At 39.3% G+C, this 12,375-nt stretch carries 8 protein-coding genes; all 8 read right to left on the bottom strand.

The genetic code is table 11. The features are described from left to right. Positions 1–3: 3 nt before the first annotated feature. A complete protein-coding gene (locus tag DUT68_RS08620; RefSeq protein WP_113637521.1) occupies positions 4–501 on the bottom strand; it encodes a DUF5004 domain-containing protein in 498 nt (165 codons plus the stop codon). An 11-nt stretch (positions 502–512) separates the two neighbouring features. After that, on the bottom strand, positions 513–1,886 hold the full coding sequence (locus DUT68_RS08615; RefSeq protein ID WP_113637519.1) for a RagB/SusD family nutrient uptake outer membrane protein: 1,374 nt from the start codon (positions 1,884–1,886) through the stop codon (positions 513–515). A gap of 21 nt (positions 1,887–1,907) precedes the next feature. Beyond that, complete coding sequence (locus DUT68_RS08610) at positions 1,908–4,967, bottom strand: SusC/RagA family TonB-linked outer membrane protein (protein WP_113637517.1); 3,060 nt, start codon at positions 4,965–4,967, stop codon at positions 1,908–1,910. A 430-nt stretch (positions 4,968–5,397) separates the two neighbouring features. Beyond that, positions 5,398–6,408 carry a LacI family DNA-binding transcriptional regulator gene (locus tag DUT68_RS08605; protein WP_113637515.1) on the bottom strand — a complete coding sequence of 337 codons (1,011 nt, stop codon included), beginning with the start codon at positions 6,406–6,408 and terminating at the stop codon, positions 5,398–5,400. 156 nt (positions 6,409–6,564) lie between these two features. Then, positions 6,565–7,836: a DUF1501 domain-containing protein gene (locus DUT68_RS08600; RefSeq protein ID WP_113637614.1), complete on the bottom strand. Its 1,272-nt coding sequence runs from the start codon at positions 7,834–7,836 to the stop codon at positions 6,565–6,567. 10 nt (positions 7,837–7,846) lie between these two features. Beyond that, a complete protein-coding gene (locus tag DUT68_RS08595) occupies positions 7,847–9,829 on the bottom strand; it encodes a DUF1800 domain-containing protein (RefSeq protein ID WP_113637514.1) in 1,983 nt (660 codons plus the stop codon). Positions 9,830–10,171: 342 nt separating this feature from the next. Continuing rightward, entirely contained in the window at positions 10,172–11,704 is a 1,533-nt protein-coding gene (locus DUT68_RS08590) for an FAD-dependent oxidoreductase (protein ID WP_198659557.1), read from the bottom strand. Between the two features lie 7 nt (positions 11,705–11,711). Then, on the bottom strand, positions 11,712–12,335 hold the full coding sequence (locus tag DUT68_RS08585; RefSeq protein ID WP_113637510.1) for a hypothetical protein: 624 nt from the start codon (positions 12,333–12,335) through the stop codon (positions 11,712–11,714). Between the last annotated feature and the right edge of the window lie 40 nt (positions 12,336–12,375).

The raw sequence follows: 12,375 nt of genomic DNA, 5'->3' as shown, positions 1-12,375 counted from the left end.
ATGTTACTTTTTAGTGAACTCGTATTTGTAAGAGATAATCACCTTACCGTTAATTGACTTATTTTTAGTTAGATAAAACTTACCACTGCTTAATCCAGCGTAAGAACCTAATTTTAACAAATTGGTAGTAGTACCATTTTTCAATGTAATGGTAGTTGGTGCCATCGCATCATCTGCAGTCCATGTACCAGAAGTTAAATCGGCAATTTTTGGAGAGTTCCCGTTTGTGATAGTGAACGTGGTTGGATTGCCAGACGCATCACCTGACAAAGCAATAGTTAAATCTTTGTACGGATACACATTGGTAATGTCCAATTCTTTGTAAGGAAATCCTTTAGTGGTAGCATCTTGATCTACCTGCGTTACTTTAGTTAACCCCCAAGTTCCCTGTATTTGTTTCACCACATTTACCTCCGAAGTAATTGGGCCAAATTTTTCGGGCTTACATGCAAAAGCAAAAAGTATGCAAGCCAATAATGAGAAATATTTTAACGTTTTCATCTGTTTATATTTTAATTACAACCTCCCTCAGGATTACGAACAAAACTTGCATTGGTAGCCATTTCACCTTGTGGAAATTGTAGTACCAATCCATTGCAATTCCAACTAGCGCCACGTCTGTCGATATTTTCGCCTTTAGCACCAATCCTTTTAATTTCCGAAATTCGATTGCCCTCGCCAGCCATTTCAATGCTGCGCTCAAATCGTGCATTAGTTCTAATTAAACTAGCTGATGAACCAGCAGGAATGGATTTTGTGCCACCATAAGCTCTACTTAAGATATCATTGATGTCTTGAATCGCTATAGTTAAATTGGTGTTAGTTTCAGCAGCCGACTCAGCTCTGATTAACTTCATATCAGTTAGGTACAATACAGGAACCTCAAACCTATCGCTATTGTATTTTTTAGTAGCAACAAAACCTGGATATTTTACTGTTTCGTATAACGCTTTTCTTGTATCAGTAGCTGTGTTAACTGTAGCCCAAAAAGCACTGTTGAAACGTAATGTTGGCAAGTTAAAATCAGATCTAAACTGACCTCTTAATTCGCCTCCTGGCTCGTAAGTACCTTTACTATTCGTTATTTTAAAGATACTTTCTTTACATCCGGTTTCAGAAAATCTTGATGCATAGGTATCTAATGTGAACTTGTTTGAAGCAATTACCTGATTAGCGTAAAGGTAAGCATTGGCAAAATCATTCATTTGGAAATAAACCTTTGCCAATAATGCTTTAGCAGCCCATTTAGTTGCATAGCCATTATTTTCATCTGGCAGTCTTACTTCGGCAATTTTCAAATCAGCAATAATCTGATCATAAACCTGTTTTACCGTAGCCCTTTGTTGCGTTACAATGCTTGCAGCAGTTCTTAACGGCACACCAAGGTGACTGTTATCAGAAGAATAGCCGTAAGGCTGTGCCCATAATTTCACTGCTTCGAAATGTCCTAACGCTCTTACAAATAAAGCTTGCCCTTCTAGGTTGTCTCTAAGTGAACTGGTAACGCCAAGGTTTTCTAATACAATATTGGCACGATAGATGGCTTGATAAATGTCTTTATACATATCGTTTTTGTAAGCGCCAAAAACTGATGTTTTTCTACCATAGATTTCGCCAAAATCGCCGTTTAGTTGTGAGCCATCAAGCTGATCAGCAAGCAATTCGCCCATTACCTGAATTTTACCACCAAACATATTGGTTCCGCCAACAATTTGGTAAGCACCGTTCATTTCCTGCACTACGCCTTGCTCATTAGCTAAAGCCACTGATTTATTGATAGATTCAACTGGGGTTGCTTCTAAAAATTTCTTACATCCAGTACCAAAACCTGCTACCACAGAAAGTACAATGAATGATTTCCATATATTGTTATACTTAATTTTCATCTCTTTTTCGTTTTATTTTGGTTAAAATGATGTTGTTAAACCAAAGGTGATCGACTTTTGCTGTGGCGTAGTTAAGTAAGTCACGTTAGGACTCATATTTCTATCCTGAGGGTTTTCGAAATCACGAGCAATCTCTGGATCGCCACCTGGATATTTACTGAACGTTAACAGGTTCATACCAGTGGCAAATAACTTTAAGCTTTGCAACCTTAACTTACTCACTGCTTTTGCAGGAAGTGTATAAGAAAGTGTTACTTCTCTCAATCTAACGAAAGTTGCATCATACAAAAACATGGTAGAGTTGTACTGCCACTCACTTGATAAACCTGGATAGTTACCAGCATTCATTGTTAAACGAGGGAATTTAGCTACATCGCCTGGTTTTCTCCAACGATCAGCGATATCCTCTCTGATATTCCAATCTGTTACCACACCTAATTGGCGCTTAGCTGAGGCGTCGTATAAATTACCGCCGATAGCAAAAGTGAACATCGTATTTAATTCAAATCCCTTGAAATTGAATGTATTGGTTAATCCGCCAACATAATCTGGCAATACTTTACCAACTGGCACACGGTTATCTAACGAGAAAGTTTTAGTTTCAAAACCATCTTTGTCTAACCAAATAGGCAAACCATCATTAGGATCAACTCCTTTATATCTAACCAAGAAGTTAGTGCCAATAGGATATCCTTCGGCAATACGTGTATCGTTAGTACCACCACCAACTGCATCTGGACTAAAACCACCTAAACTTAATACTTCATTAAAGTTTTTTGAAGCATTTAACCTGGTTGTCCATTTGAAGTTTTTACCTTGGATATTGATAGTGTTTAACGAAAGTTCGTAACCTTCATTCAAAATTTCACCTACGTTCAACCAGCCTTTATCAAAACCTGTTGATGGAGAAATAGCGCTATTGATTAAGGCATCGGTTGTTTTTTTCCTGTAGTAACCTAACTCACCGCTAATACGGCCATTAAATAATCCAAAATCTAAACCTACATCTAAGTTTCTTCCCTCTTCCCATTTTAAGTTAGGATTTTCGGCATTAACAGGGAACAAAACTGGACGACCGTTATAAGATCCACTATATTCAAATTTTTGATAGTATTCGCCACTTGGGAAGTTGGAACTACCTACCAAACCGTAACTAGCTCTTAATTTTAAGTTACTGATTACCTTACTGCTTCTCAAGAAATCTTCCTGATTGATGTACCAAGATCCAGAAATTGAAGGAAAATAACCGTATTTGTTATTCGGACCAAATTTTGAAGATCCATCTCTACGAACAACTCCTTGCAAGTAATATTTATCTTTATAAGAGTAGTTGATACGTGCAAAAAGTGAGGAGAAAGTCTCTTTGTTAAAGCCAGTATAGAAGTTTAAGCCTCCAGCTGCAGCACCCACACGCATTGCTTCGTAATAGCTTGCCAAATCTTTATTGAAAGGGCCATCAGCATCGCCTGAAATACCGTTTCTGTATAAAGTTCTATCTGAAAACTGTGCCTCGGCACCAGCTAATAAAGTCAACTTATTGTCTTTGTTAATAGCTAAATCGTAGGTTGCAGTTCCAGTTACTGTACGGTTAAAAATACTTGTTGGATAAGCGGTTGCAAAACCTCTAGACGCATTTCTTAATGACGCTGGAGTAAATATATTATCGTCAACATCTAAGTTATCCATATTACCGATAGCTTTCAAGCTTAGGTTTTTAACTGGTTTCAATTCAAGCGTGATTCCTCCTATCAAACGTTGGTTAATTGTTTTCCAATCTAATAAACCAAGATTCCTTGAAGGGTTGGCGCCGTTTGAAAAGAACGAACCATCGCCGTTATATACTGGGTAAATTGGTAGTGCAGTTGACATTGCATCACCTAAACCACCAGCCCAAGCAGCATTTACACGATTATTAGTTCCTTTATCGTAGCCAATGTTAATGTTAGTAGTGAAATACGATGTTGGTTTTACATCTAAGTTTACACGGAAACCATAACGTTGGTAAGAGTTACCTTTAAGGTAGCTATGGTTGTCGCCGTAACTGGCAGAAATATAAGTGTTAACTTTCTCAGTACCTTGGCTGTAAGAAATAGATTGATCATTTGACTTACCTGTTTCAGTAACGATATCCCACCAATCTGTATCATTTTGACGAGCTTGTGCCCATGTTAAACCACCTGGCAGTGGAGCTAAACCGGTGTTACCATCGTTAGTCCAAGCCTCTTGGCGTAACGCTAACCATTCAGCGCCATTAGCAAATTTTGGTCTGTTGGCATAAGTACTTAAACCATACCTGCTAGAAAGCGTAATGGTTGGCCTTTTACCTGCCTTACCTCTTTTGGTAGTTACTAAGATTACCCCGTTTGCACCCCTAGAACCATAAATACCCGCCGCCGCAGCATCTTTTAAAATCTCAATAGATTCGATATCATTTGGATTGATGGTTGCCAAAGGGTTTTGGTTCATTGCACCACGGTTACCAGCGATAAAAGGATCAGAAGTGATCGGAATACCGTCTACTACGTAAAGCGGATCACCACCGGCGCTAATAGAACCGATACCACGGATACGAATTACCGAGCCGCTACCTGCCAAACCGCTACCTTGCGTAACTTGTACACCAGGTGCCTGTCCTTGTAAGCTGGCTTCAAAACTAGGGGTAGGCAAAGCGGTTAACTTTTCACCTGTAACCTTTGAGATGGCACCAGTAACCTGACGCTTGGTTTGCGAGCCGTAACCTAATATCACGACATCGTCTAGCATTTGACTATCTGACTGTAAGTTGAGGGTTACTTCGGTTTTACCAGAAACTTTTACCGTACGCAGTAAAGTTTTGTAAGCAATGATCCGTACTTCGAGTACTACATCGCCATTGGCAATTCCTGAAAATTGGAACACACCGTTATTGTCTGTTGACGCGGCCTTGTTAGTTCCTTTGATAAAAACAGAGGCTCCTGGCAAAGGAAGTCCGGTTTCATCTAGCACCTTTCCGGAGATAGATCCAGTTTGCGCCTGAACCTTCAGTACCATAAAGATAAATAGTAAAGAAAGCCCCCGTTTTAGTAAGTAAAATATTTTCATACTTAGGCTAAATTTGATTAATGAATTTGGTTAGAATTTTAGTTAAAATACACGAAGGACTAATTTACAAGTAGAAACTAGTAATCAAAATTTATTTGAAAATTAATTTTTTGCACCAAAATAGCCTACTTTTTTAACGTGATAAATCACACTTAGTGGCGTAAAAAATTCAAAAAACAACTAAGAAATAAACTATTTTAAATTATTGATAATCAATATATTGAAAACAATTTAAAATTAAAGAAAGTGTAAGCAAAACACTAAGCTTAATGGTACACTAAATAACGGGAACGTTCCCGTTATTCGAAGCGCATTTTGAAACAAATTTTCGGGAACGTTCCCGAAAATTTGTTGAAATTCTTCTTAAAATACACTAAGTGATGAAATTTTTTGAAAAAATAGCCTTGAAAAACCGTACTAAAAAACGGCCTTATTTCGCAGTGGATTTGCGCCCGTAAAGCTTTGATTTTAGGACCACTTCTTGAATGGTTTCTACCGACTCCTGACCTTCCAAAATATTGAAAAGTAGCTGTGCGGCCTGAGCTCCTATTTCGGTAGCAGGCTGAGTCATTGTGGTTAACGAAGGATTTAGCAATGGCGCAATTTCAAGGCTAGAAAAACCAATGACCTTCAAATCATCTGGGATACGTAAATTTAAATCAAAGCAAGCGTAGTAAGTGGCAAAAGCTAAACGCTCCACGGATGCAAATACGCCATCGGGTTTTAAATCTTGTAGTGCATTTTTGATGATCAACGCATTTTCTTCGTAGCTGTTACTGCAATCAACAATAAGTTTTTCGTTGAAAGGAATTTGATATTTTGCCAAAGCATCCTGATAGCCCCTCATACGTGTTTTACCAATACTTAGGTTTTTATTTACCACGAGGTAGCAAATGCGCTTACAACCCTGCTGAATCAAATGTTCTGTAGCTTTAAAACTGCTGTCATAATCATTTGTAATCACTCTAGGTGCCTCTATATCTTCATAAATACGGTCGAAAAACACCAAAGGCAATCGCTTTGCGCCTAAATTATTTAAATAAGCATGATCATCGGCCTCGCCTGAAGCAGACATAATGATACCATCAGCACGTCCGTTGTGCAAATGCCTAATGAAATCTACCTCTTTTTGATAGTCATCATCAGTTACATAAATTAAAATATGGTACTGGTGCTGGCGAGCAATGCGCTCAATACCGTGAATGGCTTGCGAAAAATAGTTATTAGCCAATTCGGGAACTATGATGGCAATGGTTCTACTTTTTTGTTCCCTTAAGTTACTAGCATAGTGGTTAGGCTCGTAATTAAGTTCCTTAGCCTTTGCCAATATTTTTTCCTTGGTATCAGGTTTAATGTCGCTGTTATCTCTAAAAGCCCTTGAAACTGTAGATTTGGACAGGTTCAATGCCTCAGCTAATTTTTTGATATTGATGCGCTCCATTAAATTTAGCGGTTAAGAAATTGATATTGCTAGTGTTGTTTGAGTTTATTACGGCCTTGCGTAAAAGCTATGGGCAAATATAAGTGATAAATTTTCACATAAAAAAACCAAGACCACAATTGCAGCCTTGGCTTAATTCAAAAAACTGTACAAAAACTATCCCCTCATCACGCCAATTTTCTTTCCATCAAAATCAGGGAATAATATCTTATCATTATTGATGCCCAAATGCACATCAGCAACTTCACTAAATACGCTTCTAAAATCGGTAGTTACTGCAAGGTCTCTACCATCTTCCAAGTTTTCTTTAGAAAGTGGATTTACCACGCCATGCACCAATCCGCCATTTACGCTATGGCCTAAAATGAAGTTACATGAACCACGGCCATGATCTGTGCCGCCGGTGCCATTTTGAGCTACCGTACGACCAAACTCTGTCATCGTCATTACGGTCAAATCATCTTGGTAACGAGCTAAATCATTCCAGAAGGCCATCATGCAAGTACTTAAATCTTCCACATTCCTAGCAAAAACGCCTGTATCCTTACCTTGATTAAAATGTGTATCCCAGCCGCCAGATTCTGCAAAGGCTACTTCTAACCCCACATCCATTTTAATGAGCTGTGCGATTTGCTTTAACGAGTTGCCTAAAGCTGTTGCTGGATAAACCACATTGTTTTCTGGTTTGTAGGCTTTCACATCTGTTTTTTGCAACATTTTAATTGCTTCAAAACTTTCTTTACCTGTATTTTTTAATAAACCAGAGGAAGTTTGATCATACAAATCCTCAAAACTTTGCGAAGCCATTTTAGCACCGTTGACGTTACCACGCATTTGGATGTTAAAATCAGCGAGGTTTTTAATAGCTACAGCAGGATTTTCACCGTAAAACGAACGAGGCAATGACGAGGTTAAACTTACACCTTGGAATGGAGTTGCGCCATCATGGCCCAATAATCCGACTGCTCTGTTGAGCCATCCGCTGGTTGTGCCTTTTTTAAACGGCGTACCAGATTCCATAAAATCTTGTGCATCAAAGTGCGAACGAGTATTGTTTGGTGAGCCTATACCATGTACAATGCCCAATCGTTTTTCCCTAAACATAGGCTCAAAAGCCGCCATTGAGGGGTGTAAACCAAATTTACCATCTAAATCAATTAACGGCTTTTGGTTAGGCGCACCTTTAGCCGCAGTCATAAACAACGAAGGGCGGGCTGCTTTTAAAAAGTTATCGGTAAACGGTGTTACGGCCATTAAGCCATCCATAGCACCGCGTTGGAAAATACAAACTAATATCTTCTTTCTTTTAAATAGGCCTGGTGCAACAGTGCCTGCTACGGCATCAGCTAAAAATCCAGGAATACCACCTAAGCCGATACCAAATAGTGCTAGGCCGCCTGCTTTTAAAAATCCTCTTCTAGAAACCATAACTTTAATTTTATTTACGTTGAAACTCTGGAGAACCAATAATTACGCCCACAACTTGTGCTAACATGGTGTTGGTTCCAGCTTTTTGTTTAATTACCGGATCTTGGTTAATTTTTCGGCCATCGCCTAATGTTGCTTTACCATTTCTACCGGCTTTCATGTCCATATCCATCGTTGTATCGGCAGGTTTTGGTACCGCAGCATTATTTTTCTCAGCTGCAGTCGCTACCTTATGTTGCAAATTTGGATCGTTGAGCATAGGTTTTAGTCGGGCCACGGTTTCAGTAAGTTCACGCTCAGGCATGATAATTTTACTGTAAGTTACCAAAGCAGCCTCGGCACTTTCAGGCTCTTTATTGTTATTAAGCGCTGCTAAATTTAAGCTTACGCCCGGGATGCGCTGTGTAGCCAAAGCCAAACCAAAATTCATACGGTTAAGCAGCGAGCCGGTGTTGATCCAGTATTGACCATTATCAGGGAAACCTGTAGGCGCTTGATAATAGTACATTTGTTGACCCATTTTATTGATCCAAGTATAGAGCTCGTAAGGTCTATCTATTTTAGCATCTAAACCACGTACTGCGCTCATAGCCAACTCAAATGGCGATTTGGTTTTTTCCCTTAGGGCATCTTTAGACCAAAATTCTGGTGAGTTTACCATGGTAATCAGCACGCTTTTGATATCTCCATTTGTGGCACTAAAGGTTTTCGCCATTTTATCAACTAGCGATGTTGGAGGGGTATCGTTAACAAAACGCACAGCTAATTTTTTAGAGATGAATTTTGCTGTAGAAGCATGATGCGCTAACATTTTTAACAGTTCAACACCTTCATCGTAACCACCACCAGCAGGAAATTTATGTCCTAAAACCACTTTCTCGCCATTGTCGTGTCTGTTCATATTGAACATGAAATCGCCATCAAAAACAAAACCCTTTTGCTGTAAATTACTTTCACCAAAACGATCAATCATTTTCTTTACTGCACCGCCGTAACCTATTTTACCCATTGGTGCGATGGTCCAACCGGTAAGCACCCTAGCTGCCTGTGTTACATCGCTTTGCGTGTAGCCGCCATCAACACCCATGGTGTGCAATTCCATTACCTCCCTGGCGTAATTTTCATTTAAACCACCTTGCCCTTTTTTCTGCTGCGCTTGTTGTTTAACTTTCTCCATGCGCTCCATAGCTCTTTTCTTTTGAGCAGGTGTTGCGTTTGCACCCATCATCATGTCCATGCTTTGATCTTGCGCAGGTACATTGTTTCCAGAACTGGTAAAGTTATCTAAGTATAGCAGCATTGCCGGCGATTTAGCTGTTTGCAACAACAGCTTTTGAAAATCTCCGAATACATTTGGACGAATGATATCTCTCTCGTAAGCAGGAACATAAGCAGCACACTGCGGTTTATTTAGTGCTACGTTAAAATGGTTGAACCAAAAATCGGTCATGATTTCTCTCAACTGATTTTCTGAATAAGCTGCCCTTAAAATTTTCTGACTAAAAAATTGGCGGAAGAGTTCTTGTTGAGGACGATATCCGTTTGCTTTCATATACGCTTCTAATCCCTCACGCTCATTTTTTCTATCGCCTTTGGCTAGAGAATCTTTGTTGATATATCCTTCATCGATAGCGAATTTCCTGATGCTTGGCGTACGCGGGAAGGTATTTTCCACCTCGGTATTGCTCATGTTAATTGCATCAAACTTGGTCAACATGTCGTCCAATGTGTTGTCTTTCTCGTCGCCTTTTAATTGCTCAGTTAACCATTTTTCGAGACCCATTTTGGCTACTTCCTGTACCTGGCCAGGTTTTGCCCCGTAAGTAAAACGACTTAATAAATGTGCGGCCGCCTGCTCGGTTGTTAAACCTGCTTTTTTGTAAGGCATGGCAATTTTGCTAGCCGGGCCTACAAAGCGAACGAACGAGGACAATAAAATTGCAGCACAAAATAAGATGATACTCCAATAAAAATTACGAACACTACTTTTCATATCTTTTGGTTTAGTTCTGTTGGTATGACCTTAAAAAAATGCAAAAGGATTAATTGCCTAATTAAAAAATATGCGAAAAAGCTCTAAATGCATCTCCTTAATTAAATAAACAAAGAGTTTAAATACTTGGTTTCATGAATCAATTTACCAAATAAGTTTAATAGAAATCTGTTAGTGCTTAAAATTGGATAAGATGCTACACAACAGATAGACAATATGATACAACACTTTTAGTAAGTAGATATCAAATGAGTTGTAAAAATAAAGGCGAGTTAAAGATAACCCGCCCTTGCAATCATAAACGTTTGTTTTATGATTTGTACTAATAAAGGATATCGAAACCTAAGCCTTAAGTTCCGACCAATCTAATTTTTCTAAATTTTGAAGTGGTGGCCCAGTAACTACCTTTCCATCGATATCATATCTTCCGCCATGACAAGGGCAGTCCCAACTTTGCTCCAACTTGTTGAATTTAACGATACAACCAGCATGGGTACAAACTGCGCTGATGGCTTTAATATGTCCGCTTTCTGATTTACTAACCGCTACTTTTCCCGAAGCGCTATCTACTACAACACCTTCGTTGGGAGCCAATGCATCAACAGCTTTAAGTTGCTCGGCAGTAAACCTATCTGCAACAAAATGCCAAGCCACATTTGCGTTTTCAGTTACAAACTCCTTGAAGCCAGCTACAGGTTTAATTCTAGATGGATTGAGCAAATCTTCATAATCACTAGGCTGTCCAATTATCAAATCGCTGATCATTTTGGCACTTATTGTTCCCCAAATCATTCCATTTCCATTGAAACCCGTTGCCACCCAAGTATTTTCATCGGCCATTGGCATTTTTCCAATGTAAGGCAGCCCATCAACCGGAATATAGTATTGTGATGACCATTCGAAAGTAAACTGATCTACCTCGAAGTACTTGCTTACATAATCCTTTAAATGCTGTAAAGCTTCAGCTGGATTGCCTTGTCCAGTTTTATGATCTTCGCCACCAACTAATAGCGTTTTTTTTCCATCAATTACATGCGTACGCCAATAATGGTAAGGCTCCTGCATATCATACCAAAGGCTGTCAGGGTAGTGATCCGTTTTCAGCTCCGCCCCCACCACATAACTACGGTACGGTGCGCAAGAAAAATTAAACAGATTGATACCAGGCGGAATATGTGTTGCGTATACTAAATGTTCAGCAAAGATTTCCAAATCACCTAATTGCACCAAATGGCAGTCATTTTCTATTTTACAGGATTTAAATGCTGTGTGCTCCAACACTTCGCCACCTTTTCGCAAAAACTCCTTTAATAAACCACTTATATATTTTATGGGATGAAATTGCGCTTGTCCATCAAACATTAATGCACTGAGGAATGACATGGGAAGCGGCGCTTCTTTACCTACCTGATGTACACTTACATTAGCTCGTTTTGAAGCTTCATAAATTTCATCGAGTTCTTTTTGTTGCTTTTCGTCTTCTGCATACAGGTAAGCCTTCTTTTCTTCAAAATCAGCGTCAATTTTTAATTCATAGATATGATTTTTGATAATTGTAATGGCCTCCTTCGTCGCTTTTGCCACCAAACTTGCAGCGTCTTCGCTAAAGTCGCTTTCAATTTCTGGGTAGGTAGCATCCAAGAAAGTGTTGATGTGCGCACTGGTGCCACCAGTTGTTCCGGCGCCAATGGTATTAGTGTCTATCAGCAAGCAATCTAAGCCCTGATTTTGAAGCATCAACGCAGTAGTTACCCCCGTGATACCGGCTCCAACAATCAGCACATTATATTTTTTAGGTAATTCAGCATCTTTTTCTTCCACAAATGGCACCGCCTTTTCCCATGGCGATGTGCTTTTACCATCTCTTGTATTCATTTTCATATCATTTAGTATCAATTAACCCTTTAACTAATGCTTTCCACTGCGGATAGGAGAATCCAACCATTGCTGCCCAACCTACAAGCATGTTGCGTAAATTATCTACCGTACTTGCGGTGTAAGTATTTGCTTGTTCGTTTCTGCCATGCTCTTCAGCATAAATGTGCCTTCCAATACGCTTAATTTGAAAAGTAGAGGTAGCTTGTTCCGTTAAAAAATGTGCTGTTTCGTTGCTTGTTGCCGAAAGCGGATTACTTGCTGGCCTTGCCCTTAAACTAATCATGTCCATACCAGCTTCGCTTTCTTCTGCTATTTCTTCAATCTTAACCCAATCGTAGCCTTTTCCCAAAGCAGTACCCGGCCCAGGGATATCAATTCGCAGATAATCGCCAACTTCGGCGTACCTATCCACTACATTGCCAAAGGCGTTGGTAAGTTGAAAACTCGATAAAGCGGTGCCAGCTAGTTTAGCCCAATGGTTTACATCAAGCAATCTTTTTCTTGCTATGGAAAAGAAATCTACTGCTTCTGTTTCGGTGGCAAATGTTCTTTCTTCCTTTACATCTAAATATTCGCCCAACCTTTGTTTAGGAATATATTGTTTTCCAAAATCATCTGCTGCTTTCATGATTACATATTATTGCTAATGTTAAATCGTACAAGCAGCG

It is taken from the genome of Pedobacter zeaxanthinifaciens (genome assembly GCF_003313335.1).
Classification (GTDB): Bacteria; Bacteroidota; Bacteroidia; order Sphingobacteriales; family Sphingobacteriaceae; genus Pedobacter; species Pedobacter zeaxanthinifaciens.
The sequence above is the reverse complement of the archived record's forward strand: the minus strand, read 5'-3'. Positions and strand labels throughout refer to the sequence as shown.